Annotated in this window: 25 protein-coding genes; 14 read left to right on the forward strand and 11 right to left on the reverse strand. The window is 62.9% G+C overall.

Features of this window, described 5'->3' with window-relative positions; translation table 11 throughout:
- Positions 1–5 precede the first annotated feature (5 nt).
- Genes IB279_RS30105 through IB279_RS30120 form a run of 4 tightly spaced genes read right to left on the reverse strand, consistent with a single transcriptional unit; the run spans position 6 to position 4,115 of the window.
- Positions 6–857, reverse strand: coding sequence for an ABC transporter permease (locus IB279_RS30105; protein ID WP_192340434.1), 852 nt, complete (start codon positions 855–857; stop codon positions 6–8).
- Complete coding sequence (locus tag IB279_RS30110; protein WP_113294093.1) at positions 854–1,963, reverse strand: ABC transporter substrate-binding protein; 1,110 nt, start codon at positions 1,961–1,963, stop codon at positions 854–856. The genes IB279_RS30105 and IB279_RS30110 overlap by 4 nt, the downstream gene beginning before the upstream one ends.
- Positions 1,964–2,009: 46 nt before the next feature.
- Entirely contained in the window at positions 2,010–3,089 is a 1,080-nt protein-coding gene (locus IB279_RS30115; protein ID WP_192340436.1) for an ABC transporter ATP-binding protein, read from the reverse strand.
- Between the two features lie 12 nt (positions 3,090–3,101).
- Positions 3,102–4,115 carry a dimethylarginine dimethylaminohydrolase family protein gene (locus IB279_RS30120; protein WP_192340438.1) on the reverse strand — a complete coding sequence of 338 codons (1,014 nt, stop codon included), beginning with the start codon at positions 4,113–4,115 and terminating at the stop codon, positions 3,102–3,104.
- 152 nt (positions 4,116–4,267) lie between these two features.
- On the opposite strand from IB279_RS30120, the gene IB279_RS30125 reads away from it, so the two are divergent.
- Positions 4,268–5,170 (forward strand): LysR substrate-binding domain-containing protein, encoded by a 903-nt coding sequence (locus IB279_RS30125; protein WP_192340440.1) that lies wholly within the window; start codon positions 4,268–4,270, stop codon positions 5,168–5,170.
- A gap of 21 nt (positions 5,171–5,191) precedes the next feature.
- Here the strand turns inward: IB279_RS30125 and IB279_RS30130 are convergent, their stop codons facing one another.
- Together IB279_RS30130 and IB279_RS30135 are read right to left on the reverse strand one after the other, a co-directional pair.
- Positions 5,192–5,644, reverse strand: a complete 453-nt coding sequence (locus IB279_RS30130) for a DUF2721 domain-containing protein (protein ID WP_034796355.1) — start codon at positions 5,642–5,644, stop codon at positions 5,192–5,194.
- Positions 5,645–5,803: 159 nt separating this feature from the next.
- Positions 5,804–6,637 (reverse strand): alpha/beta hydrolase, encoded by an 834-nt coding sequence (locus IB279_RS30135; RefSeq protein WP_192340442.1) that lies wholly within the window; start codon positions 6,635–6,637, stop codon positions 5,804–5,806.
- Positions 6,638–6,966: 329 nt separating this feature from the next.
- On the opposite strand from IB279_RS30135, the gene IB279_RS30140 reads away from it, so the two are divergent.
- The 7 genes from IB279_RS30140 (at position 6,967) to IB279_RS30170 (ending at position 14,029) form a co-directional block, all read left to right on the forward strand.
- Positions 6,967–8,586 (forward strand): benzoate-CoA ligase family protein, encoded by a 1,620-nt coding sequence (locus IB279_RS30140; RefSeq protein ID WP_034796293.1) that lies wholly within the window; start codon positions 6,967–6,969, stop codon positions 8,584–8,586.
- Positions 8,587–8,590: 4 nt separating this feature from the next.
- The gene (kynA, locus tag IB279_RS30145; RefSeq protein WP_060518000.1) at positions 8,591–9,427 is read left to right on the forward strand and encodes a tryptophan 2,3-dioxygenase; all 837 of its coding nucleotides are present in this window, start codon (positions 8,591–8,593) and stop codon (positions 9,425–9,427) included.
- 42 nt (positions 9,428–9,469) lie between these two features.
- Positions 9,470–10,609, forward strand: a complete 1,140-nt coding sequence (locus IB279_RS30150; protein WP_060518003.1) for an ABC transporter substrate-binding protein — start codon at positions 9,470–9,472, stop codon at positions 10,607–10,609.
- Between the two features lie 95 nt (positions 10,610–10,704).
- Positions 10,705–11,625: a branched-chain amino acid ABC transporter permease gene (locus IB279_RS30155; protein ID WP_034796285.1), complete on the forward strand. Its 921-nt coding sequence runs from the start codon at positions 10,705–10,707 to the stop codon at positions 11,623–11,625.
- Positions 11,626–11,632: 7 nt separating this feature from the next.
- Complete coding sequence (locus IB279_RS30160) at positions 11,633–12,604, forward strand: branched-chain amino acid ABC transporter permease (RefSeq protein WP_034796282.1); 972 nt, start codon at positions 11,633–11,635, stop codon at positions 12,602–12,604.
- Positions 12,597–13,346 (forward strand): ABC transporter ATP-binding protein, encoded by a 750-nt coding sequence (locus IB279_RS30165; protein ID WP_060580769.1) that lies wholly within the window; start codon positions 12,597–12,599, stop codon positions 13,344–13,346. The genes IB279_RS30160 and IB279_RS30165 overlap by 8 nt, the downstream gene beginning before the upstream one ends.
- Positions 13,343–14,029, forward strand: a complete 687-nt coding sequence (locus IB279_RS30170) for an ABC transporter ATP-binding protein (protein ID WP_192340443.1) — start codon at positions 13,343–13,345, stop codon at positions 14,027–14,029. Before IB279_RS30165 ends, IB279_RS30170 begins: the two co-directional genes overlap by 4 nt.
- Before the next feature lie 8 nt (positions 14,030–14,037).
- Here IB279_RS30170 and IB279_RS30175 read toward each other — a convergent pair whose 3' ends face one another.
- From IB279_RS30175 to IB279_RS30195, 5 genes are all read right to left on the reverse strand, one after another.
- Positions 14,038–15,006, reverse strand: coding sequence for a threonine/serine dehydratase (locus tag IB279_RS30175; protein WP_060518011.1), 969 nt, complete (start codon positions 15,004–15,006; stop codon positions 14,038–14,040).
- 141 nt (positions 15,007–15,147) lie between these two features.
- Positions 15,148–16,395 carry a kynureninase gene (kynU, locus tag IB279_RS30180; RefSeq protein WP_113136082.1) on the reverse strand — a complete coding sequence of 416 codons (1,248 nt, stop codon included), beginning with the start codon at positions 16,393–16,395 and terminating at the stop codon, positions 15,148–15,150.
- 15 nt (positions 16,396–16,410) lie between these two features.
- A complete protein-coding gene (locus tag IB279_RS30185) occupies positions 16,411–17,334 on the reverse strand; it encodes an ABC transporter permease (RefSeq protein WP_192340445.1) in 924 nt (307 codons plus the stop codon).
- A gap of 5 nt (positions 17,335–17,339) precedes the next feature.
- Positions 17,340–18,119, reverse strand: a complete 780-nt coding sequence (locus IB279_RS30190) for an ABC transporter ATP-binding protein (protein ID WP_034796269.1) — start codon at positions 18,117–18,119, stop codon at positions 17,340–17,342.
- Between the two features lie 66 nt (positions 18,120–18,185).
- Positions 18,186–19,175, reverse strand: coding sequence for an ABC transporter substrate-binding protein (locus IB279_RS30195; protein ID WP_034796266.1), 990 nt, complete (start codon positions 19,173–19,175; stop codon positions 18,186–18,188).
- A 161-nt stretch (positions 19,176–19,336) separates the two neighbouring features.
- Between IB279_RS30195 and IB279_RS30200 the strand changes: the two genes are divergently transcribed.
- From IB279_RS30200 to IB279_RS30225, 6 genes are all read left to right on the forward strand, one after another.
- Positions 19,337–20,110, forward strand: coding sequence for a GntR family transcriptional regulator (locus IB279_RS30200; protein WP_060518015.1), 774 nt, complete (start codon positions 19,337–19,339; stop codon positions 20,108–20,110).
- Positions 20,111–20,210: 100 nt separating this feature from the next.
- Positions 20,211–20,735 (forward strand): MarR family winged helix-turn-helix transcriptional regulator, encoded by a 525-nt coding sequence (locus IB279_RS30205; protein ID WP_226020898.1) that lies wholly within the window; start codon positions 20,211–20,213, stop codon positions 20,733–20,735.
- Between the two features lie 231 nt (positions 20,736–20,966).
- Positions 20,967–23,288, forward strand: a complete 2,322-nt coding sequence (locus IB279_RS30210) for a bifunctional salicylyl-CoA 5-hydroxylase/oxidoreductase (protein ID WP_060580772.1) — start codon at positions 20,967–20,969, stop codon at positions 23,286–23,288.
- Positions 23,285–24,058 carry an SDR family NAD(P)-dependent oxidoreductase gene (locus IB279_RS30215; protein WP_192340447.1) on the forward strand — a complete coding sequence of 258 codons (774 nt, stop codon included), beginning with the start codon at positions 23,285–23,287 and terminating at the stop codon, positions 24,056–24,058. Before IB279_RS30210 ends, IB279_RS30215 begins: the two co-directional genes overlap by 4 nt.
- A 2-nt stretch (positions 24,059–24,060) precedes the next feature.
- The gene (locus IB279_RS30220; protein ID WP_034796259.1) at positions 24,061–24,903 is read left to right on the forward strand and encodes an enoyl-CoA hydratase family protein; all 843 of its coding nucleotides are present in this window, start codon (positions 24,061–24,063) and stop codon (positions 24,901–24,903) included.
- Positions 24,904–24,905: 2 nt separating this feature from the next.
- On the forward strand, positions 24,906–26,102 hold the full coding sequence (locus tag IB279_RS30225; protein ID WP_192340449.1) for an acyl-CoA dehydrogenase family protein: 1,197 nt from the start codon (positions 24,906–24,908) through the stop codon (positions 26,100–26,102).
- The last annotated feature ends 6 nt before the right edge of the window (positions 26,103–26,108 follow it).

The following is a 26,108-nucleotide window of genomic DNA, read 5'->3' on the forward strand; positions in this document are numbered from 1 at the left end:
TCCACCTACCGCGACATGAGTTGTTCGATGCGCATGACGCGCTGCGACAGCCAGAGGATGGCAAAGACGACGACGAGCAGCACGACGCCGAGAGCGGCACCGAGCCCCCAGTTGGCCGTCTGGAACATCTGTACGAACACCGATTCCGCCGTCATCACCACCCGACCACCGCCGAGGATCATCGGGGTGACGAAGAAGCCGAGTGAGAAGATGAAGGTCATCGCCAGTGCCGAAAACACACCCGGCAGAGACATTGGCAGATAGATCCGCCAGAACACGCCAAGCGGCCGGCAACCGAGGCCGAGCGCGGCCAGAAGCACGCGCCTGTCGATCTTGCGCATGACGGAGGCCATCGGCAGGATCGCAAACGGCACCATGAAGTGCACCATGCCAGTTATCACCGACCAGACGTTTCGGCCGGTCGAAAGTCCACTCAGACCGAAGGCCGCCGCGACGTCGCTGGCAAGCCCGTTGTTGCGCAGGATGACCACCCAGCCGAAGGCGCGCACCAGCACCGAGATCCAGAACGGAATGAAGATGCAGATCTCGATTAGCCGGCTGCGGCGCGCACTGCCCATCACCCAGTAGTAGGCGAGCAGATAGGCGATCGGAATAGTGATCGCGGTGCTCAAGAGGCACACCCAGAAGGTTCTCAGAAAGATCGCCTGGAAGTCCGCACCGGAGAAGATACGAAGATAGTTGCCGACGCCGAGCTCAGGCCGTGTGACGCTCCAGAGCGTCACACCGGCAAAGGGTAGCACATAGGCAAGCAAGAGGATCACCGGCAATGCCCAGAGCATTAAAAGCGATCCGCTCGCGCCGGGAGGCCTAAGCAACAGGAAACGCCTCTCGATCATGACGCGGTCATCGCCAGGTATTTTTCGAGCGCCGCATCGCCGCGGGCCGAATACCAGTCCATGTCCATCAGCACCTGTTGTGCCATGTTCTCAGCCGAGCTGCAGTCCAGCCGCTTGAGCTCCGCCGGCACGAGATCATGGGCAAGCGGATTGGAAGGGCCGCAGCCAAGTGCTTTCAGCAACTCGACCTGGCGCGCCGGATCCTGGCAGTAGCGGATGAAATCCATCGCCCGGGCGGACCCCGCCGGATTGCCCTTGATCACAGCCCAGCCCGACGGCGCAAGGATACCTTCGGCATAGGTCCAGCTGACATCGCCGCCTGTGTCTTTCTCCACCAGGTTGGCGCGGGTGTGCCATATCAGCGCCATCGACGCCTCGCCGTCGCGCATCAGCTGCTGGCTCTCGGCACCGGAATCCCAGAAGCTGACGATATGCGGCTTGATCTCATTGAGCTTGCGGATGGCGCGTTCTTCGTCGAGCGGATAGAGCTTGTCCATCGGCACGCCGTCGGCAAGGAGTGCTGCCTCCATGCAGCCCGACATCCACTTGTAGAGCGAGCGCTTGCCCGGATATTTTTCGACGTTCCAGAAATCCGCCCAGGACTTCGGTGGGTTGTCGCCGAATTTCTTGGCATCATAGGCGATGACATAGCTCAGGAAATAGTTGGCGACGCTGTATTCATAGGCAAAGCCCGATTGCACCTTCTCGCGATCGACCACCTTGTAGTCGATCGGCTCGATCATGCCTGCTTGGCCGAGCGATTTCGTCGCGCCCGGGTCGGCATCGCAGACGTCCCAAGAGACCGCGCCGCTTTCGAACTGCGCCTTCATCGCGCCCTTGGTCGGCCCAGAGCCGTCGATCTTCACCGCGATGCCCTGTTGTTCGGCATAGTTGCCTGTCAGCGCTGTCTCGAAAGCGCCGACGGCGTCCCCGCCCCAATTGGTGACGACCAGTTGCCCGTCGGCCGCCCTCGCCGATCGGCTGCCAAGATGCGGTGCGACGCCCAGCAAAACGAGGCCGGTCAGAAACGTCCGCCGGTCAATGCGACCGGAAAGATGACCGTCCTTCAGGAGTTCAAGGCATTCCGCTTTCAGATCGTTACTCATTGCATTTCCCCTTGTTGTTGTTTGGTTCGCATGCATTTGAAGCGTGTCAGCCGGCGAGCACCCGCCCGTCCATATGGCCCCAGTGCACCCAGAGCTGCTCGCCGCGCGCCGGGGGCACGCCGAGCGCGTCTCGCGTCGCCGTTACCGTCAGGCCCGTTCCCTCCGGCGCGCTGCCTTTGACGATCGTCGTACCACCCTGGAAGACGACGCCATCGACGGTCATCGGCAGCAGATTGTGGTCGGTCTTTGGTCGCTGGCGGCAAAGCGTCAGCTTCTCCGGTCGAATGGCGAGCACGGCCGGTGCGCCCGCCAACTGTTCGGCATCGGGGAGCGCCGCCCGTACACCGAATTCCCCGACATGCGCATGAAACTCGCCGGAAACGGCGCGCTGCCGCGAGACCGGCAACGTGTTCATCGTGCCGAGAAACTCGGCGACAAACCGGGTGTTGGGTTCATCGTAGAGCACGTTCGGCCGGTCGAGCTGGACGATGCGGCCGCGATCAAAGATCGCGATCCGATCCGACATCGCCATCGCTTCCATCTGGTCGTGCGTGACGAAAAGAAAGGTCGTTCCCGTCTTGCGATGGATATCGACCAGTTCGTCCTGCAATTGTTCGCGCAGGTTCTTGTCGAGTGCCGAGAGCGGTTCGTCCAAAAGCAGAAGCTCCGGCTCGAACACCAGCGCACGCGCAAGCGCCACGCGCTGCTGCTGACCGCCCGACAGCGCCGAGGGGCGTTTGTGCTCCTGTCCCCTGAGGCCGACAAGGTCGACCATCCGCGCCACCCGCTGCTCGACCTCGGCGCGCAAAACCTTCCGCACGCGCAGCGAAAAGGCGATGTTCTCCGCAACGGTCAAATGCGGGAACAATGCGTAGCCCTGAAACACCATGCCGAAATTGCGCCTGTCGGCAGGCGTGTCACCGATGTCCTCGCCATCCTTCAAAACAGCGCCTGACGACAACGGCTCGAAGCCGGCGATCGCGTTCAAAAGTGTCGACTTGCCCGATCCGGACGGGCCGAGAAAGGTGAGGAACTCCCCCTTCTCAATGTCGAGCGACACGTTTCTCAGAGCCTCGAAGCTACCGAAGGACTTGCAGGCTTCGCGAATGGAAATATGGGCTGGCATGGCTGCCTCCGATCAATCGACGCTGTCGCGGATTAGCGGACTCGTCGAGCAATGGATACCGCCGCCGTTAAGTTGCACCTTGTCGTAATCGATCTCGAGCACGGTGACATTGCTGCGGGAAAGCGCCTCGCGCGTGCGATCGGAAAGCCCGCGCGGCATGATCACGCGACCGGGCGCGATCGCCAGACCGTTGACGATCCAAGGATTGTCATCCTCGTTCATCTCGATCGTGCGGATGCCGAGCTGGCGGAGTTTCTCGAGGAAGACGAAGGAGAGACCGCGCGGCCAGATCAGCGCGAGATCGACGTCAATCATCAGGAAATGGCCGTCGATATGGATGTCGTAGCCGCAGAGGTCGACGACCAGAAGTTCGACACCCTGGTAGCGAAGCACCTCGGCGATCTGGCTGATGCCGTCGTCGTTGATGCGGATGCCACGGCCGATGACGGCGGTGCGGCTGTTGAGCCAGGCAAAGCTTCCGCCTTCGGCCATGGCCGTTCCGTGCAGGGTGCGAAGCACCGGCATTCCCTGTTTTGCCAGCGTCCGGGTCACGGCGAGTTCCTCGCCATGACGCATGCGCGGTGCCAGCCGGGGGATGATCGCCCCACCCTTGACGGCGATGCACGAGTCTCGGGTGTAGACCGACTTGAACCGACCGCGATCAACGCCCTCGACATAAACGACTTCGACGCCTTCGGCCCGCAGCAAATCGGTCAGGCCGTCATGCTGGGCCTGCAGTTCCTCAAGCGTCGGGATGCTGTCGCTCTGCCAGTACCAGCCTGTCTCGAGGTCGCCATAGGTGCCGATTTCCTCGATGCGCTTGGTGCGGTCGATGACGGAAAACTCCTCGCCGGGGCGATGCATCAGGACGGTGCGGAGCTGCCCGACGTCGTTGTTGCACCCCCAGTTTCGACCCCAGAGATTTTCCAGCCGCTCGGGCGCCTCGAAAGCGGGCTCGGCGACAGAGCCGAAATACTTGATCGTCGCGGAGTAGAGATCCTTTTTCTTCGGCGGCACGGCGTTCATGTGTAGTTCCCTTGGTGTTGGCCGGCTGTCATATCAGCCCGCCGTTTCGTTAAAGCAGATGCTAACGGATCGTTTTCCTCCCTCATAACGAATTGATTTCCGCCTTCAATTGAGGTTTTCTCAAGCATTGACGAGATCGGGGAGCGAGATCCGTGACAAGACTGCCGCCACTCAATGCCTTGCGCGCCTTCGAGGCGAGCGCCCGAAACAAAAGCCTGACCAAGGCCGCCAATGAGCTGCACGTTACGCCGGGAGCGGTCAGCAAACAGTTCCGGCAGCTGGAGGAGCATTTCGGCTTTGCGCTTGCGGTCAAATCACGTGACAGCTTCGTCCTGACGCCTGAGGGCCAGGAGCTATTCTCCAAGCTCACCCAATCCTTCGAGACCCTCAACGATGCGGTGCTCGGCCTTCAGCGCAATCCGATCGCCGGGCGGCTGGCCGTCAGGTGCATGCCGGCCTTTGCAACGCGATGGCTGGTGCCACGGCTCGGCAAGTTCTACGACCGCCACGAACGCGTGGAATTGCAGATCCTCTCGATGCCGGAATGGGGCGAACCGTTCCCGGACGGCCAGGCCGATCTTGCCATCGTGTTCGGTGATCCGGCAGTCGCAAAGGGCGAAGCGACACCGCTCAAGCAGATGGAGTTTTTTCCGGTCTGCAGCCCGATCCTGATCAACCGCGATGGCGACATCAAGCGCACCAAGGACCTGACCCGGCATGTGCTCCTCGACGGCGTCGGTTCCACCCATTGGAACGACTGGTTCAAGCATCACGGCCAGGAAATTCCCGCAACGGTTCGCCGGCTGAGTTTCGAAGACTTCAACCAGAATCTGGCCGCGGCGCGCTGCGGGATTGGCATCGCGATGGGCGACAACATCACCGCAGCCGAAGAGCTTGGCCAAGGGGCGCTCGTGCGGCCGCTCAAGGGTTTCATCAAATCGGCAACAAAGGGCTACTACATCGTCACGCAGAAGAACCGGGACAGCTCGCCGCTCGCCAAAGTGTTTATCGAGTGGGTGGTCAACGAGGCGCAGGCGACGGTTGAATTCGCCTGAAAGCTGACGGCGGCACCGGCATCAGTCGCCGCCCGACGCTGCCTGATCCATGCGCATCTGGCGCAGCATGTTCCGCCCGGCGATCAGCATCTCGAACAGGAAGGCCAACAGCGACCCGATGAGCGAGACGATCGCGCCGCCGAAAAACCAGAAAAGGTTCTCCTCGCGAAACCCGAAGGCAAGCGCGCCGGCGAGCAGATTGAGAATGGCGCAGCCCGTGCAGATCGCCGCGAAAGTCCCCAGCGCAACGGCGATCTCCAGCGCCAGCGTCCGCCGGCGCAGATAGTCAAGCTGCATCCGCCGCGCGTCGTTCTGCTCGTATTTCTCCCCGATCTCGTTGACGCGATCGGACACCCTGCCAAGCCGGGAGGCATAGACACTGACGAAGCCGGCAGTGCCGGCGAGAAGAAAGACGGGCGCCAGCGAGGTTTGGACGATCGAAGCGAGATCGATGACGGTCGACGGCGTCTCCATGCTTGCCTTCATTTTGCGTCGCTCGCTTCCGGCGAGACCGGGAGGAGCACTCTAGTCAGTTTTGACGGATATAGTAGCGATACAAACACCGAGATATGGCGCAGATAGAAGCGCTTCATACCCTTATCAAGGGAATACGGGAGCGACCCAGCCCGACGTTCACACGCCCAACAGTAACGTCCGCACCAGGGGATGCTTGGCGTCGGCAAGGCCGTCGACGACGTTGAAGTGGTGCCGGTCCGGCTCCGCGACAGCAGCCGTCGTTGCAGCCAATCCGGTCCAGATATTGGCAAGAAGCGCGTTCTGACGCAGGAACTCCGCACGCTCGCCGCCTCCGACCCAGCAGGTGATGCGGGCGTCTGGCATCGGCCGCAGCAGTGCCGGGCTCTGTGAAAGTGCCTCGGCCTCGTCGATCGCGAGCTTCTCGTTCATGGCCGTCGACATGATCGGGCGCAGGTCATGCACGCCGGAGATCGAGACGACGTTGCGGATCCGGCCCTGGACATCAGGCGAAAGCGGCGCGGTCGTCGTGATCATTCGGCTGACGAGGTGGCCGCCGGCCGAATGGCCGGTCAGCATCAAGGGACCCTCGACGCGTTTCGATGCCTCGCTTATAGCGGCGGCGACCTCTTCGACGATCCCGGCAATGCGAATCTTTGGGCAGAGCGTGTAGGACGGCATCGCGACGGCATAGCCGCGCTCCACTGCTCCGGCCGCCAGGTGCGACCAGAAGCTCTTGTCGAGCTGTAGCCAGTACCCGCCGTGGACGAAGACCACCAGGCCCTTGGGCGAACCGTCGGGAAGAAAGAGATCCATACGGTTCCTCGGCCGATCGCCATAGGCAAGGTCGAGTTTGGCGCGTCCGGCGCTCAAGAGGGCGTTGCGGAACGCCTCGGCCGGTTTGACCCAGGCTTCCGGCCAGCGATCGCCGCGCGCGATGTTCGAGCCGTTCGCATAGGCGTCGTCCCAGTCGGAAATGCGGTGTTCCAGCATCGATTTCATCCTCCCTTTGATGTCTCCTCACAGATAGCAATCGCCTGCCCCACCGGGAAAGGCAATGCCGGCAATCGAAAAAAACTTTAGGCTTGAAATAATTTTGGACTGGTGCGATGCTGCCCCATGTTCAGCCGAGAAGTGGAGGTCTCGCTGTGCCTATCGCCATAACTGGAGTCGCGTCGCCGACGGCCCGTGTCACTTTGAATAGTGCCGCGACGCTTGCCGCTTGTCCGCAGACCAGGGCTTTGAACCACCGCAAGACTTTCAGCCGGCTTTGAACAATGCCTGGGCAACAGGCACGAACGAAATTAGGGAACAGCCGCCACATGCTTGGACCGACTTCGCACGTCGATACGTTCACCCGCGACCATCTTCCGCCACAGGAAGAATGGCCGGAGTTTCTTCTCGAAGGTTTTGACTACCCGGATCACCTCAACGCCGCCGTCGAATTGACGGACGCCATGGTTGCCAAGGGTTTCGGCGATCATACCGCGTTGATCGGCAATGGCCGCCGCCGGACTTACAAGGAACTGTCCGATTGGACCAACCGTCTCGCCCACGCGCTGGTTGAAAATTACGGTGTGAAGCCCGGGCACCGCGTGCTCATCCGCTCCGCCAACAATCCGGCCATGGTCGCCTGCTGGCTGGCGGCCACCAAGGCCGGCGCCGTCGTCGTCAACACCATGCCGATGCTCCGGGCCGGGGAACTCGCCAAGATCGTCGACAAGGCCGAAGTCAGCCTGGCACTTTGCGACACGCGGCTGATGGAAGAAATGATCGTCTGCGCCAAGGACAGCCGCTTCCTGAAGCAGGTCGTGAGTTTCGACGGGACCGCGAACCACGACGCCGAACTCGACCGCATTGCGCTCGACAAATCAGTGGTCTTCGAGGCGGTGCATACCGGTCGCGACGATGTGGCGTTGCTCGGTTTCACCTCTGGCACGACGGGGATTCCGAAGGCCACCATGCACTTTCACCGCGATCTCCTGGCGATCGCCGACGGCTATGCCCGCGAAGTGCTCGGGGTCACGCCCGACGATATCTTCGTCGGCTCGCCGCCGCTCGCATTCACCTTTGGCCTTGGCGGCCTTGCGATCTTCCCCTTGCGCTTTGGAGCCGCAGCGACACTGCTCGAGCATGCGACGCCGGCCAACATGGTGGAGATCATCGAGAAGTACAAAGCGACGATCTCGTTTACCGCCCCCACCGCCTATCGGGCAATGATGAAGGCGATGGATAACGGCGCCGATCTTTCATCACTGCGCGTCGCGATCTCGGCGGGCGAGACCCTGCCCGGTCCGGTCTTCGAGGAGTGGACGGCCAAGACCGGCAAGCCGATCCTCGACGGGATCGGCGCGACCGAGATGCTGCATATCTTCATTTCCAACCGCTTCGAGGACCGCAAGCCCGCCTCGACCGGAAAGCCGGTCGGCGGCTACGAAGCGCGGATCGTCAATGACGACATGCAGGAAGTCCCCCGCGGCACGATCGGCAGGCTTGCGGTGCGTGGCCCGACCGGCTGCCGCTACATGGCCGACAGCCGACAGCGCGACTATGTGCGCGACGGCTGGAACCTGACCGGCGACGCCTTCTATCAGGACGAGGACGGCTTCTTCCATTTCGCCGCCCGTTCGGACGACATGATCATCACCGCCGGCTACAACATCGCCGGCCCCGAGGTCGAAGCCGCCCTGATTTCCCACCCGGAGGTCGCAGAATGCGCCGTCGTCGGTGCGCCCGATCAGGAACGCGGCCAGATTGTCGAAGCCTATGTCGTTCTGATATCTGGCGTGTCGGCAGACGACGCAACGATCAAGCGTCTGCAGGATCATGTGAAGGCGACGATCGCGCCTTACAAATATCCGCGATCGGTAAAGTTCCTGGACAACCTGCCGAAAACAGCCACGGGCAAGATCCAGCGGTTCCGATTGCGGTCGGAGAACTGAAAACATGAGCAAATCATACGACCCTTCGAAAGAAGGCGCCCAGATGTCGTTCGAGGGACGCATGTCCTATAGCGACTACCTGATGCTGGAAAAGGTACTGGATGCGCAGGAGCCGCTTTCCAAAGCCCATGACGAGATGCTGTTCATAATCCAGCATCAGACGTCCGAGCTCTGGATGAAGCTCGCGCTGCACGAGATCAACGCGGCGGTCCGCTCGATCCGCGACGACCGGCTGGAGCCCGCATTCAAGATGCTGACGCGCGTCGCCCGCATCTTCGAGCAGCTGAACAGCGCCTGGGATGTGCTGCGAACGATGACCCCCAGCGAATACACCACGTTCCGTGAATCGCTCGGCCAATCCTCCGGCTTCCAGTCCTGGCAGTACCGGGCGATCGAGTTCCTCGCCGGCAACCGCAATGTCGCGATGCTCGGGCCGCATGCGCACCGCCCCGACATCATGGAAAAGCTGGAAGCGATCCTGGCAGCGCCGTCGCTCTACGACGAGGCGATCCGGCTTCTTTCGCGCAACGGTTTCGATGTCGGCGCGGAAGCGGACAAGAGCGATTGGCGCGAGACGCGCACGGAAAGCGAAAAGGTCTTCGCCGCCTGGCAGATCGTCTACCGCGATCCCGAGCGCTATTGGATGCTCTACGAGCTCGCCGAGAAACTAGTCGATTTCGAGGACTACTTCCGTCGCTGGCGCTTCAACCACGTCACGACCGTCGAGCGCATCATCGGCATGAAACGCGGAACCGGGGGCACATCCGGCGCGTCCTATCTGAAAAAGATGCTCGAAGTGGAACTTTTCCCCGAGCTCTGGCACGTGCGCACGGGTCTCTGATAGAACACAACCCAAAAGGGAACCAACAAAGAGGAGAACAGCATGAACCGCATTCTGGCAGCAGGCCTTCTTGGCCTTTCACTTGCAACGTCAAGCCTTGCCCATGCCGAGCCGGTGAAGATCGGCGTCATCACCACGCTGTCGGGCGGCGGCGCCGGCCTCGGCATCGATATGCGCGACGCCTTCACGCTGGCGATCAAGCAGTCGGGCAACAAGGACGTCGAGCTGGTGATCGAGGACGATGCCCAGAAGCCGGAACTTGCGGTGCAGATCGCCGAGAAGATGATCCAGGGCGACAAGGTCGACCTGATGACGGGCATCATCTGGTCGAACCTTGCGATGGCCGTCGTGCCGAACACGGTGGCGCAGGACGTGATCTATCTGTCGCCGAACGCCGGTCCCTCGGCACTTGCCGGTGCGAACTGCAATGCGAACTATTTCAACGTCGCCTACCAGAACGACAATTTCCATGAGGCGATGGGCCAATACGCCAACAAGGATTACAAGAACGCCTTCATCCTCGCCCCCAACTACCCGGCCGGCAAGGACGCGCTGACCGGCTTCAAGCGCTATTACAAGGGCGCGCTTGCCGGCGAGATCTACACGCAGGTCGGGCAGACGGACTACGCCGCCGAAATCGCCCAGATCCGCGCCTCGGGTGCCGACACCGTCTACTTCTTCCTGCCCGGCGGCATGGGCATCGCCTTCATGAAGCAATATGCCCAGTCGGGCGTGAACATCCCCGTCATGGGCCCGGGCTTCTCCTTTAGCCAGGACGTCCTGCCGGCGATCGGCGACGCGGCGCTTGGCGTCAAGAACTCGGCGACCTGGTCGAAGGACCTCGACAACGAGGCCAACAAGAAGTTCGTCGAAGCCTTCAAGGCCGAGTACAAGCGCCTGCCCTCGATCTACGCGGCGCAGAGCTGGGATACCGCAAACCTGATCCTCGCCGCGCTGTCCAAGGCAAGCGTCAAAGACAAGGACGCCTTCCGCGCAGCACTTAAGGCAGCAGACTTCCAGTCGGTGCGCGGCAAATTCGTCTTCAACAACAACAACCACCCGATCCAGAACATCTACGTCCGCGAGGTGGTGAAGGAAGCCGACGGCGTGCTCACCAACAAGATTATCGCCACCGCCTTCGAAGACCACAAGGACGCCTACGCCGAGAAGTGCAGCATGTAGTGCCCTGCACCTGTCGTTTGCCCGGGTGCGCGGCCTTGATGCCGCCATCCGGTCGATGATCCATGTCCTCCTGACATCAAGCTTGGACCGGTCTCTTGTTCACCGCACTTCTGATCGAACAACTGCTCAACGGGCTCCAGCTCGGTGTGATGCTGTTTCTGATGGCCGCCGGCCTGACCCTGATTTTCGGGGTCATGGGCCTCATCAACCTGGCGCACGGCTCACTGTATATGATCGGCGCGTTTGCCTGCGCCACGGTCGCAGCCGCCACCGGCTCCTTCTGGATCGGCCTCATCGCCAGCCTTGCAGCTGCAGCTGGTGTCGGCGCGATCATCGAGGTCGCCGTCATCCGCAGGCTCTACGACCGCGATCATCTCGATCAGGTCCTTGCGACCTTCGCGCTGATCCTGATCCTGTCGGAAGGCGCCCGCTGGCTCTTCGGCTCCTTCCCGCTCTATCTCGACATTCCCCCCTTGCTCCAGGGTGCCGTACCGCTGCCGGGCGGCGGCCAGTACCAGCTCTACCGCCTGGCGATCATCGGCGTCGGCATTGCCGTTGCGATCGGCCTCTATCTGTTGATCTCCAGAACCCGGCTCGGCATGCGCATCCGGGCGGGCGAGTCCGATCGAGAGATGATCGGAGCGCTCGGTGTCGACATCGGCACGCTCTATACGGTCGTCTTCGCACTCGGTGCAGCGCTTGCCGGGCTTGCCGGCGCGTTGGTGGGCGCATTGCAATCGGTGCAGGTGGGCATGGGCGAACCGGTCCTCATCCTCGCCTTCGTCGTCATCGTCATTGGCGGTATCGGCTCGATCAAGGGGGCACTGGTCGGCGCTGTCATCGTCGGTGTCGTCGACACGATGGGCCGTTTCCTGCTCCCATCGCTTCTGGCACTCACCATGCCCGCATCACAGGCGACCACGATCGGGGCGGCGCTCGCCTCGATGCTGATCTACGTCGTCATGGCCCTTATCCTCGCCTTCAGGCCGAGTGGCCTGTTTTCGGCACAGTCGTGAGGCCAAGATGACCCGCGAAACCACAATCAACCTGCTGCTCGCCCTGCTGCTTCTCGGTGCGCCGATACTGGCTGCAAGCTTGGGCGAACCCTTCTATGTGACGCTCGCAACCCGCATCGTCGTGCTGGCGCTTGCCGCCGTCGGCCTCAATATGGCGCTCGGGCTTGGTGGGCTGCTCTCTTTCGGGCATGCGGCCTTTTTCGGCCTCGGCGGTTATGTCGCCGGCATCCTCGCCACGCACGCCTTCAATGCCGAGCCGCTCTTTGCCGGCATTCCGGCGACGACATCCATGCCGCTGATCTGGGTCGTCGCCGTCGCGGTCGCCGGGCTCATCGCGTTGCCGATCGGTGCGATCAGCCTGCGCACCTCAGGCGTCTATTTCATCATGATCACGCTCGCCTTCGCGCAGATGATCTACTACTTCGCGATCTCCTGGCCGGCCTATGGCGGCGAGGACGGCCTGTCGCTGTCGATGCGCAACGCCTTTCCCGGCGTCAACACGGCCAAGCCCCTGCCCTATTTCCTGATCTGCTACGCGGCACTGATGGCGGCGCTGCTTCTGTTTCGCGTGGTCGAGGGTTCACGCTTCGGCAGCGCCCTGCAGGCGGCGAGACAGAACGGTACCCGCCTTGCCGCAGTCGGCATCGCACCTTTCAACATCCGCCTCGTCGCCTTCGCCGTCTCGGCGATGATCACCGGGTTTGCCGGCGCGCTCTATGCCGACCTCAATCGCTTCGTCGGTCCCTCTATGCTCTCCTGGCACATGTCGGGTGAACTGATCGTGCTGATCATCCTCGGCGGCAAAGGCCGACTGTTCGGCCCGGTTGCCGGCGCGATGATCTTCGTCTTCTTCGAATATGTGCTCGGCGGCATCACCGAGCGCTGGCAGTTCTTCCTCGGCCTCATCCTGCTCGGCATCGTGCTGTTTGCCCGCGGCGGTCTGCTGGGTCTCCTCTCCGGAAAGCCGCGCCATGTCTGAGCCCGTTCTCGAAATCCGCGACCTCAGAAAATCCTTCGGCGCCCTTAAAGCGACTGATGGCGTCAGCCTCGAGCTTCACCCGGGGCAGATCCATGCGCTGATCGGCCCGAACGGCGCCGGCAAGAGCACGCTGATCCACCAGATTGCCGGATCGCTCAGGGCCGACAGCGGCACGATCCGTTTTCTCGGCCAGGATATCGGCGGCCTCGATATGGCCGCCCGCGCAAGGCTCGGCCTTGCCCGTAGCTTCCAGATCTCCTCGCTGGCGCAGGAATTCTCGGCTCTTCGCAACGTCATGCTGGCGGTGCAGGCGCGCCACGGCAGCAGCTTCCACTTCTTTCGCCAGGTCAGCAACGACAAGCAACTGACCGAACCGGCGATGGCGATGCTGGAGCGCGTCGATCTTGCTGCGCGTGCCCACGTGCCGGCGGCCGAACTCTCGCACGGCGAACGCCGGCAACTCGAAATCGCCATCGCGCTGGCGCTGTCGCCGAAAGTCTTTCTGTTCGACGAGCCCATGGCCGGCATGGGACCGGAGGGCTCCAAGCGGCTGACTTCGTTCCTTGATGGGCTGCGTCACGAAGCGCCAATGCTCTTGGTGGAGCACGACATGGATGCGGTCTTTGCGCTGGCGGATCGCATCTCCGTGCTGGTCTACGGCCGCATCATCGCGTCAGGCACAGTCGATGAAATCCGCAGCGATCCGGATGTGCGCCGGGCCTATCTGGGAGAAGCCGCGTGAGCCTGCTCGAACTCAAAGGTCTCGAAACCTTCTACGGCGCATCCCAAGCGCTCTTCGGCGTCAACCTCGATGTGCGCGAGGGCGAGGTCGTCGCGCTCATGGGCCGCAACGGCATGGGCAAGACGACGACGATCAACTCGATCCTCGGGCTCGTGCGCCCGCGTTCAGGCGCCATCTCCTTTGCCGGCAAGACCATCTCCGGCCTGCGCCCGCACAGGATTGCAAGGCTCGGTCTCGGTCTCGTTCCTGAAGGACGGCGCTGCTTTCCCAATCTCACCGTCATGGAGAACCTCGTCGCCACGGCTCGCGGCAACGAATGGACCTTCGAGAAAGTGACCGCGCTCTTCCCTCGCCTCGGCGAGCGGCGCGCTCAGTATGCCAACACGCTTTCGGGCGGGGAGCAGCAGATGCTTGCGATCGGCCGGGCCTTGATGACCAATCCCAGCCTGCTCATTCTCGACGAGGCAACGGAAGGGCTGGCGCCGGTCATTCGCCAGGATATCTGGTCGGCGATCCGCACTCTGAAGGCGGCAGGGCAGTCGATCCTCGTCGTCGACAAGACGCTTTCGGAACTCCTGCCCGTTGCCGACCGCTGCTTCGTCCTGGAAAAGGGCGCGACCGTATTCGAGGGAGCGCCGCTTGCGCTGACGCCAGAACTCCAGGATCGCTATCTCGGCGTTTGATCGGTCGCTCAGGCCGAGGGAATGCCACCGCCGAGCACTGTGGAATAGGCAGCCGCGTCGATGTTTCCGCCCGAGACCACGCAGACGATGTTTCCCTTGAGATCCGGTCGCGCGATTGCGGCGGCAAGCGAGGCAGCACCCGCGCCTTCGGCAACGATCTTCGCCTTCTTGAAGAGAATCCGCATCGCTTCGGTCACCTGCCCCGGGCTGACCGCAATCGCCCCATCGATCAGGTCACCGACCACCGGCCAGATCTGTGGCACCAGCGACGGTGCGCCGATGCTCTTGATAAAGGAGGGGCGGGTTTCGATCGTCACGATTTGGCCAGCGGCCAGGGCCGCCGAAACAGGGGCGGCGCTGTCATCTTCAACCGCAAAGACACGGCAGCGGTCGGAAGCGGCCTTGATAGCGCTGGCCACCCCGGTGGTCATGCTGCCGCCGCCATACGGGGTAAGCACGACGTCGACATCGGGCAGATCCTCGATGATCTCCACACCGATGGAGCCGTTCCCGGCCAGCACCGCCTGATCGGTCACCGGATTGATCAGCAGTTCCGGCGCATCCGGATGATCGGCGCCAGTGATGTAGTCCCACCAGGTCTCGGCACTGACGAACCGTACTTCTCCGCCGAGCGCACGCACACCGTCGATCTTGGTCTGGGGTGCGCCGCGATACATGTAGGCAACCATCGGCACACCGATGAGGCGTGCCGCCCAGGCCATGCCATAGGCCATATTGCCGGAACTGGTGACTGCGACGCCGCTTTCGAGTTCGGCCGGATCGCGCGACAACACAGCGTTCAAGGCGGGACGGAGCTTGAACGCGCCAATTGGCGACAGCGTCTCCAGTTTCAGGAATATCTGACGGTCCGGAAACCCAAGATCGAGCCTGACGAGCGGTGTGCGCGCGAAATGCGGCGCGATGCGTTTACGGGCATCGGCGATTTCCTCCGGGGTCGGGCGGTGTGGCGCGATCATTGCTTAAATCCCCCGTTAGCCGTCCTCTCGCCTCCAGGCACAATGGCTCTGAACGAATCCGCTGCGGGGCGGCAGCCTCGGTATGTGTCTGAACAAGAGGCAACGGGCGAAATACCGCCCGCTGCTCTTCGGTGCCATCAATCAGGTTACGGCCGCACGGACCGCGAAGCGCGCATCCTGCCATGCACCGGTGCTGAGGATGTCCTCCAGGATTTCGACGGCCTGCCAGACGTCGGCGTAGCTCACATAGAGCGGCGTGAAGCCGAAGCGCATCGTCGTCGGCGCGCGGAAATCACCGATAACGCCACGGGCAATCAGCGCCTGCATGATTTCGTAAGCGTGCGGGTGTTTGAACGACACCTGGCTTCCGCGCTTGGTTCCGTCGCGCGGGCTTTCGAGCGCCAGACCGTGGGCACCGCATTTCGCCTCAACGAGCGCGATGAAGAGATCCGTGAGCTGGATGCTCTTTTCGCGCAGCGCTTTCATGTCGACCTCGTCCCAGACGTCGAGCGCGCCCTTTAGCGCCCGCAGCGACAGGATCGGCTGTGTTCCGCAGAGGAAACGGCGGATGCCCTCGCCGGCAGCATAGTGCTTCTCGAAGGCGAAGGGACGGGCGTGTCCCCACCAGCCGGTGAGCGGCTGGCGGATATCGCCGTGGTGACGGGTGGCCGCATAGATGAAGGCGGGGGCTCCGGGGCCACCGTTCAGGTACTTGTAGGTGCAGCCGACCGCGAAATCGACATTGGCGCCGTCAAGATCGACTGGCAACGCGCCGGCCGTATGGCAGAGGTCCCAGATGACCAGTGCGCCATGTTCGTGCGCCTTGCGGGTCAGGGCCGCCATATCGCGCAGCTCGCCGGACTTGTAGTTGACGTGGTTGACCAGAACGACGGCGACGCTGCCATCGATCAGATCCTCGATCTCGGGCGCATCGACCCCTTCGAGCCTGAGCGAGGCGCCCGGACGCGTCGAGACCACGCCTTCGGCCATGTAGAGATCGGTCGGGAAACTGCCGCCTTCGCTGACGATCACCGACCGATCGGACCGCAAGGCCATGGCCGCATGGAGGGCCTTGTAGATGTTGATCGACGTGGTGTCGCAGACGACGGTCTGGCCGGCGGCCGCCCCGATCAGCCGCCCGACCCGGTCGCCGAGCGTCAGCGGCATCTCGAACCAGCCGGCCGTATTCCAGCTGCGGATGAGGTCCTGCCCCCATTCCTCGGTGGCGGCCTTGCGAAGCTCGTCGAAGGCGGCGGTCGAGGCAACGCCGAGCGAGTTGCCGTCGAGATAGATGAGACCCGGCGGCAGGATGAAACGCTCGCGCATCGGGCTGAGCACATCGGCCACATCCATGGCCTTTATCGCGGCAAGATCAGGAACTGCATTCATGAAGGTGGTCCTCATTTATTCGCGAACGGTTTCGCGGGCGGGCGCAGGGCCGCGGCTTCGCTTGAGGCTCGGAAGAGCCAGCATGGCCAGAACGAAGAGGCCGGTCGCAAGTTTCAGGTCCGGCGGTGGCATGCCGGCGGCCAGGCAGAAGGAGACGAGCTGGTAGTAGACGATCGCACCTACGAACGGCGCAGCGAGCTGGCGCGCCACGCTCTGCTTGCCGACGATCGCCTCGCCGATCATCAGCGCCGCAAGGCCGTTGATCAGGATGCCGAGGCCCATGTTGACGTCAGCAAAGCCCTGTGACTGCACCATCAGCGCGCCGCCTGCCGCCGAAAACGCACCCGCAAGCCCAACGCCACCGATCGTCGCCATCCAGACATTGATCCCTTGAGCTTCAGCCATATCGGGATTGGCGCCGACGGCGCGAACGGCCGTGCCTTTCTCCGTGCGGAAGAAGTGGTAGAGCAGGACGAAGACAATGAGTGCGATCAGGCCCGCGACGACGATCTTGCTTGCGGGGAAGCCCGGCTGCAGCCCCGGCGCCCAGTCGAACACCGTTGGCGCACCGAAGACCGAGAGGTTCGAGCGACCCATGATCCTGAGGTTGATCGAATAAAGCATCGTCATCATCAGGATGCCGGCGAGCAGCGTGTGGATCCGGAACCGCAGATGGATGAAGGCCGTGCAGCAGCCGGCAACGAATCCGGCGAGAAGTGCGATAGCGATCGCGGCGAGCGGCGACATGCCCGCCGCCATCAGCACGCCGCAGACGCAGCCGCCGAGCGGAAACGCACCCTCGCTGGTCAGATCCGGGAAGCTCAACATGCGGAACGGGATCATGATCCCGAGCACGACGAAGGCGAGGATCAGGCTCTGCGCGAGCGTGACGGGAACGAGCGAGACGAAGCTCGCGAAGGTATTTTGAATAATATCCATGATCGTCAGCTCGCCAGGAACATGCGGTCGGTTTTGACGGAGAAGTGGCCGATCAGATCCGGCACGGTCGTCTGCGCCTTTTCCTTGCCGTCGATTTCGAGACGGACGCGCCCGGCGTCGAGCATGATGACCTTGTGACCGAAATCCACCGCGTGCTGCATGTTGTGCGTCACCATCAGCGTTGTCAGCTTCAGGGCTTCGACCGCGCGGATCGTCGCCTGCATGACGATATCGGCAGTGCGCGGATCAAGCGCTGCGGTGTGTTCGTCGAGCAGCAGCAGTTCCGGCTCGCCGCCGACCGCCATGATCAAGGACAGCGATTGCCGCTGGCCGCCGGAAAGCAGCTCCACCCGTGTGTCGAGGCGGTTTTCAAGGCCGAGCCCGAGCAGCGACAAGCGTTCCCTGTAGGTGGCGAGCCGCGTCGCGTTTAGGCCGCGCCGCAGGGTGCGTTTGTTGCTGCGCAATTCGGCAAGCAGCATGTTTTCGGCCACCGTCATCGAGGCAGCGGTGCCGCGCATCGGGTCCTGGAACACGCGGGCAAGCCGCATCGCGCGCTTGTGTACGGGCGTTGCGGTCACGTCGTCGCCATTGATGACGATCTGGCCGCTATCGAGCACCAATGCACCCGAAATGGCGTTGAGCATGCTGCTCTTGCCGGCGCCGTTGGAACCGATGACGACGCCAAATTCGCCCGTGGCAAGGCTGAGATTGAGGCCGTCGAGCGCGACTTTTTCGTCCGCCTGCCCCTTGTAGAAAACTTTGCGGGCCGATCTGATTTCCAGCATTGGCTCCCCCTTAACTTATGAGATGACGGCGCTCGGGGCGCCGTCACTGAAGAGACAAGACGGAGATCAATCGACCACGCAGTTGCATTCGGTCGCGAGCGCTGCCGGCACTTCGATGCCGAAGGCAGCGGCAGCCTTCTTCGAGATCAGCGGCGCGTGATCCTCATAGGCCGGGCGCGACGGCGCGATCGTCTTCGGGTCTGCACCTTTGAGGATCTGAGCAGCGATCTTGCCGGCATTGACGCCGACCTGCTCATAGTTGACCGCAAAGCTTGCCGGTACGACGCCGTCACGCACTGCACCGTCGTCGGAGTTTACGATCGGGATCTGCGCCTGGCGCGCGGCTGCCGACACAGCACCGATCGCCGGCTGCAGCAGGTTCGATGCGGGCGTATAGATCACGTCGGCCTTGCCGGCGAAGGAGGCGATGCGCTGCTGGATGTCGTTGACATTGTCGACGCCGACCTCCACGACCTCGAAGCCTGCGTCAGGCGCTGCTTCCTTGATCTTGTCGAGCAGGGCCTGGTCGTTCGCCTCACCCGGATTATAGGGCACGCCAAAGCGCTTCGCGTTCGGCAGCAGCTTGTGGGTGAAGGCCATGACGGCGGCCACGTCCTGAAGGTCGGTCGCACCGGTCATGCCGTCGTCACCGGCCTCCCAAGACGGAACGAGCTTGGCGGCCACCGGATCGGTAACGGCGGAGAAGACGACCGGAATGCCGGAGCCGGCGAGCGCCTTCTTGGCGATCTGCGAGACGGGCGTGGTGATCGTGTAGACCAGTTTCGGCTGTTCGGCCTGCAGCTTGGCGATCATCTGCGGCACCAGCGAGGCGTCGAAATTGGTGTGGCTCTCGGTGTAGACGACGTCCTTGCCTTCGACGAAGCCGTTTTCGGCCAGCGCCTTCTTGAAGCCGGCGATCGATGCGTTCAATTGCGGATGCTCGCCAAAATTGGCGATGCCGATGCGAATCGGATCAGCGGCCGCTGCTCCCAGTCCCCATGCCATTGCACCGGCGACAACCAATCCCGAAAGCCACGTGCTCTTAAGCCTGCTCATACATCCCTCCCAGAATTTGACGAGCGTTACCGCCCTCCTCGGCGGCTTGCGCGGATCATGGAACCGCTCCGGCCTCTTGTCAAATTAATATATATATTTTCACATGAGGCGCAGAACTATATATATTTGTATCGACCCGGTGTGGGCGCTAAGGGAACCTGATGCAAGACCACGAACAGTCGACCAAAACGGAATCGGCATACCGGTTGCTGCGCCGCGACATTCTCGCAACGCGGCTGAAGCCGGGCGCGCCGATGAAGCTGAGCACGCTGCGCGAAAGCTACGGGATCGGCTGGACGCCGCTACGCGAGGCTCTGTCGCGGCTGGAGGCGGAAGGGCTGGTGACCGCCATCAGTAATCGCGGCTTTGCTGTTGCTCCGGTGTCACGCGAGGAACTCGACGACCTCACCCGCGCCCGCCTTGCCGTCGAAATGCCGCTGCTCATCGAGTCGATCGAGAACGGCGACAGCGCCTGGGAATCCGCCGTCGTCACGGCACACTACCGGCTGTCGCGCTGCAAGGTTTCCGTCGAGCGCTTCTCCGAGAGCGAAGTCGACGAGTGGGACGAGAAGCATGCCGGGTTTCATACGGCCTTGATCAGCGCTGCGCGGTCGCGCTGGCTCACGCGCTTTCAGGCGACGATCTCCGACCAGCTTCGCCGTCACCACCGCTTCCTAAGTCTGGCGCCGACGATTAGGGCCGCCGCCGGTATGAGCGCAGGCTACGAGGAGGCCGTTTCGGCGCTTGAGGACGCGATGGCGATCGAGCACCATACCGAGCTGATGGAGGCAGCACTCGATCGCGATATCGAGCGTGCCCGCACCCTGATGGCCGAGCACATCGGCTTTACCGTCAACGTCTATGTCCAGTCCGAGGATGGCGGTCGCGCGTCGCCGCTGCTCGCCCAGTCGGTACCTGGGCTTGCGTCCAAATGACGGCCCGTGACAACCTGTCCAAGACCTGCTTACCTCTCTAAAAGCAGAAAAACGAAAGAGCCGCTGATTTGCGGCCAAGGGTTGGAAGCGGACGTTGGGAATGATGGGTGAAGACAAGTTCGACACCTCGCCGGAATGGGTCGATGGCGAGACCAAGGCGCTCGAGGCTCCGGGCGATCACCGTGCAGAGCTCCGGCTATGGCTGCGTCTCTTGACCTGTTCGACACTTGTCGAAAGCGAAATCCGTCGGCGGTTGCGGGAAGAATTCGATTCGACCTTGCCGCGTTTCGACCTGATGGCCCAGCTCGAGCGTGCGCCTGACGGCATGGTGCTTGGCGAAGTCTCCAAGCGCATGATGGTCTCCCCCGGCAACATCACGGTGCTGGTGGAACGGCTGACCGAGAGCGGCCACATCAGCCGCACGACGCTTCCGACCGATCGGCGTGTGCAGATCATCGCGCTTACCCCCTTCGGCCGCGCCGAATTCGAGAAGATGGCAGCAAGCCATGCCGACTGGATCTCGGATCTGTTTGCCGGCCTTCCGGCCAAGGAAGGCGGCGTGCTGATGGATGAGCTTGCCACACTCAAGCGGTCGATCATCGCCTCGCTCGCGCGAAATTCCTGAGTCCACGGCGCTTCTGCCTACAACTGCCTTACTTTCTGCCGCACCGGCCTCGAAGCGATGCGACGCCGCTCGGCGGCGCTGCGAGCGCCCGGCGTCGGCTTCCCATCTGCCCAAAACAATTTTAAGCTTGAAATTTCTCCTGAACGAGTCCACCCTGCTTGCAACAGTCCAGCATGGCCACTTGTGCCAGCTCGACGGTGACGCGCAGCCGGAACTCGGGAGGAGAACGACATGCGGATCGTCTGTATCGGTGGCGGGCCTGCCGGCCTTTATTTTGCGCTGCTGATGAAGCGGCAGCATCCGGAGCATCACGTCACCGTCGTCGAACGGAACCGCCCCTTTGACACATTCGGCTGGGGCGTCGTCTTTTCGGACGCGACCATGCAGTCGATGCGGCAATGGGACCCGGAGACCGCCGAGGCGATCGAGGTTTCCTTCAACCATTGGGACGACATCGAGCTGGTCTTCAAGGGCCGCAAGATCCGCACGACCGGCCACGGCTTCGTTGGCATCGGCCGCAAGAAGATGCTCAACATCCTCCAGGAACGCTGCCTCGAACTCGGCGTCGAACTGCTGTTCGAGCAGGACGTGGAAAGCGACGAGCAGTTCGCCGACGCCGATCTGATCATCGCCTCCGACGGCGTCAACTCAAGGATCCGCAACAAATACGCCGACATCTTCAAGCCGGACATGGTGATCCGGCCGAACCGCTATGTCTGGCTCGGCACGGACAAGAAGTTCGACGCCTTCACCTTCGACTTCCAGCGCACCGAGCATGGCTGGTTCCAGGCGCATATCTACCGCTTCGACGAGAACACCTCGACCTTCATCGTTGAGACCACCGACGACGTCTTCCGCGCCCATGGCCTCGACCAGATGGACCAGGACCAGTCGATCGCGTTCTGCGAAAAGCTCTTTGAAGGCACGCTCGACGGCCACAAGCTGATGACCAATGCGCGGCACTTGCGCGGCTCCGCCTGGCTGAACTTCGGCCGGCTGATCTGCGAAAAGTGGAGCCATTTCAACGGCCACAGCCATGTCGTGTTGATGGGCGACAGTGCCCACACGGCCCATTTCGCCATCGGCTCGGGCACCAAGCTTGCGATCGATGACGCGATCGAACTCACCCGCCAGTTCGATATTCTGGGCCACGACAAGGCAACCATTCCCGCCGTGCTGTCGGCTTACGAAGAGGTGCGCCGCGTCGATGTCGCCCGCATCCAGAATGCGGCCCGCAATGCGATGGAATGGTTCGAAGTGGTCGGCACGCGCTATGCCGACACGCTGGAGCCCGAACAGTTCATGTATTCGATGCTGACCCGCTCGCAGCGCATCAGCCACGAGAACCTTCGCCTGCGCGACAAGGACTGGCTCGAAGGCTTCGAGCGCTGGTTTGCCGAACGCGCCGGTGTGGCGCCGGCGGCGAACGGGGCGGTTCCGCCGCCGATGTTTACGCCGTTCAAGCTCCGCGGCCTGACGCTGAAGAACCGCATCGTGGTTTCGCCGATGGCGATGTATTCGGCAGCCGACGGCGTGCCGAACGATTTTCATCTCGTTCATCTCGGCGCGCGCGCCATGGGCGGTGCGGCGCTCGTCTTCCCGGAAATGACCTGTGTGTCGGCCGATGCCCGCATCACGCCCGGATGTCTGGGGCTCTGGAGCGACGAGCAGGCCCAGGCCTTCAAGCGCATCGTCGACTTCGTACACCAGCAGACCCCCGCCAAGATCGGCATCCAGCTCGGCCATGCCGGCCGCAAGGGCGCGACAAAGGTCGCCTGGGAGGGGATCGATCAGCCCTTGGCCGAAGGCGGCTGGCCACTCATTTCCGCGTCCGCCCTGCCCTACCTCAAGCATTCGGACATGCCGCGCGAAATGACGCGGGAGGATATGGACCGGGTCGTCACCGATTTCGTGCGAGCCACCGAACGGGCCCGTGACCTCGGTTTCGATATCCTCGAACTGCACGTCGCGCACGGCTACCTGCTGTCGAGCTTCCTGTCGCCGCTTACCAATCTGCGCACCGACGACTATGGCGGCGATCACGCCGCCCGCGCCCGCTTCCCGCTCGAAGTGTTCCACGCAGTGCGTAAAGTCTGGCCCGAGGACCGGCCGATGTCGGTTCGCCTCTCGACCCATGACTGGCACGAGGGCGGCAACACGCCCGAGGACGCGGCAATTTTCGCCCGCCTGTTCAAGGAGGCGGGCGCCGACATGATCGACTGCTCGTCCGGCCAGGTGGTGAAAGAAGAAAAACCGGTCTATGGTCGCCTGTTCCAGACGCCATTTTCCGATAAGATCCGCAACGAGATCCAGGTTCCGACCATTGCGGTCGGGGCGATTTCCGAGGCCGACCACGCCAATTCGATCATCGCAGCCGGTCGAGCCGATCTCTGCGCGATTGCCCGCCCGCATCTGGCCGATCCGTCCTTCGTGATGCACGAGGCGGCAAAGATTGGCTATGACGGCGAGCCCTGGCCGAAACAGTACCATTCGGCTCGGGCCCAGTACGTGAACAACCTGGCGCGCGCCGCAACGACGGCAGGCAAGCCATGACAAGGCACGCCCTCGTCACAGGCGCCGGCAGCGGTATCGGCAAGGCGATTGCCCTTAGGCTCGCCGCCGACGGCCACATCGTCAGCCTCGCCGGTCGGCGCGCAGCACCGCTTGAAGCGGTACGGGGCGACATCCTTGCTGCCGGCGGACAGGCCTTTGTCCGTGACGGCTTCGATGTGACCAACCCGCAGGCCGTCGAGCAAGGTATCACGGCTGCGATCGCTGAAGCCGGAGAGATTGCCGTTCTCGTCAACTGCGCCGGCGAAGCGCCCTCGGCGCCGTTCGAAAAGACCGACTTCGCGCTTTGGCAGCGGGTGCTTTCCATCAACCTCACCGGCGTCTATCTGGTGACGCAGGCAGCGCTTGCCTCCGTGCGGCGGGCCGGCAACGGCCGGATCGTCAACGTTGCGAGCACCGCGGGCCTGACCGGCTATGCTTATGTTTCGGCCTATTGCGCGTCGAAGCACGGCGTCATCGGCTTGACGAGGGCACTGGCGCTTGAGCTTGCGCGCACCGACGTCACCGTCAATGCCGTCTGCCCCGGCTTCACCGACACGCCGCTGATCGACGGCGCGCTCGATACGATCAGCGAAAAGACCGGCCGTTCGCGCGAGGAAGCGCGCGCCAGCCTTGCTCGCTCCAACCCTCAGGGACGCCTGGTGACGCCGGAAGAAATCGCCCACACGGTCTCGTGGCTCGTCTCGGAAAAGGCGACGGCAATCACTGGTCAGGCGATCGCTGTCGCCGGCGGCGAAGTTCTTGGAGGATAGAGATGACAAACCCGATGCAGGCCAAGAAGCGCGCCTTCAAAGACCACAAGGCCAAGCACTTCCTGTTCGAAACGGATGCTGACGGACGCGTCGCCACGATCACCCTCAACCGTCCGGAAAAGAAGAACCCGCTGACCTTCGAAAGCTACGAGGAACTTTGCGATCTTTTCCGCTCGCTTGCCCGCGCCAGCGACGTGCGCGCGGTCGTGCTGGCCGGCGCCGGTGACAACTTTTCATCCGGTGGCGACGTGTTCGAGATCATCGAGCCGCTGACGCGTATGGCGATGCCCGATCTGCTGGATTTTACCCGCATGACCGGCGAACTGGTCCGCCAGATCCGCGCCTGCCCGCAGCCGGTCATAGCAGCCGTCGACGGCATCTGCGCCGGCGCCGGTGCCATTTTGGCCATGGCCTCGGACTTCCGTGTGGCAACGCTCGAGGCGAAGACGGCCTTTCTCTTTACCCGCGTCGGGCTGGCCGGCGCCGACATGGGCGCCTGCGGCATTCTTCCCCGCATCATCGGCCAGGGCCGCGCCGCCGACCTGCTCTTCACCGGCCGCGTCATGACCGCGTCGGAAGGCCACGCCTGGGGCTTCTACAATGCTCTGCATGAGCGTCCGTCGCTGCTTGCCGAAGCCCAGAAATTTGCACGCAGTATCGCCGACGGCCCCTGGTTTGCCCATGCGATGACCAAGAAGATGCTCGACCAGGAATGGGCGATGGGTATCGACCAACTGATCGAATCGGAAGCCCAGGCGCAAGCGATCTGCATGGCGACCGGCGACTTCCGCCGCGCCTTCGAGGCCTTTGCCGCCAAGGCGAAGCCTGAATTCAAGGGGAACTGAGCATGAGTTCCCATGGCACGACCTTGCGCCCACCTTCCCGCGATCATCTCGACTGGCCGTTCTACGATGACAGTCACCGTGCGCTCGCTGCGGAACTCGACGCCTTCGTGGCTCGTGGCGGCCTCGGCGAGATCGATCACGCTGATGTCGATGCCGCCTGCAAGCAGCTGGTCGCGGCACTCGGTACTGCAGGCGTGCTTCGCCATTGCGTGCCAAAGGCGTTCGGCGGTGCTAGCGACGAGATCGACAGCCGGTCGCTCTGCCTCATCCGCGAAACGCTCGCCTACACAGACGGGCTTGCCGACTTTGCCTTCGCCATGCAGGGCCTCGGGACGGGTGCGATCAGCCTGTCCGGCTCCGAGGCGTTGAAACACGCCGTCCTGTCCAAGGTCGCCCGCGGCGAATGGATCTCCGCCTTTGCGCTTTCCGAACCCGAGGCCGGCTCGGATGTCGCGGCGATGGCGTGCGCTGCGCGCCGGGATGGCGATCATTTCGTACTCGACGGTGAAAAGACCTGGATCTCGAACGGCGGCATCGCCGACGTCTATACCGTCTTTGCCCGCACAGGCGAGGCGCCGGGTACGCGCGGCATTTCCGCCTTCGTGGTCTTCGCCGATACGCCGGGCCTTACCATCCCCGAGCGCATCGAGACGATTGCGCCGCATCCGCTCGCCCGCCTTCGTTTCGACAATTGCCGCATCCCGGCGTCGCAACTTCTGGGCGCGTCTGGCGAAGGCTTCAAGATCGCCATGCGCACCCTCGACATTTTCCGCCCGTCCGTGGCAGCCGCCGCGATCGGATTTGCCCGGCGCGCGCTTGACGAGGCGGTGGCCCACGCGAAGAGCCGCAGGATGTTCGGCGCGACCCTTGGCGATCTGCCGACGGCGCAAAGCACGCTTGGCGAGATGGCGACCGCTATCGACGCGGCAGCACTCCTGACCGGCCGCACGGCGTGGCAACGCGACGTGCAGAAACGACCAACGACGCGCGAAGCGGCGATGGCCAAGATGACCGCGACCGAGAACGCGCAATGGGTCATCGACCAGGCGCTGCAGCTCTTTGGCGGCCGCGGCGTGCGCGTCGGCGAGATCACCGAGCGGCTCTATCGCGAGATCCGCGCGCTCAGAATCTACGAGGGCGCGACCGAGGTTCAAAAGCTCATCATCGGCCGCGAGCTGATGAAGGGCACGGGACGATAACAAGGG

The sequence above is a fragment of the Ensifer sp. ENS06 genome (genome assembly GCF_014852205.1).
Taxonomy (GTDB): domain Bacteria; phylum Pseudomonadota; class Alphaproteobacteria; order Rhizobiales; family Rhizobiaceae; genus Ensifer; species Ensifer adhaerens.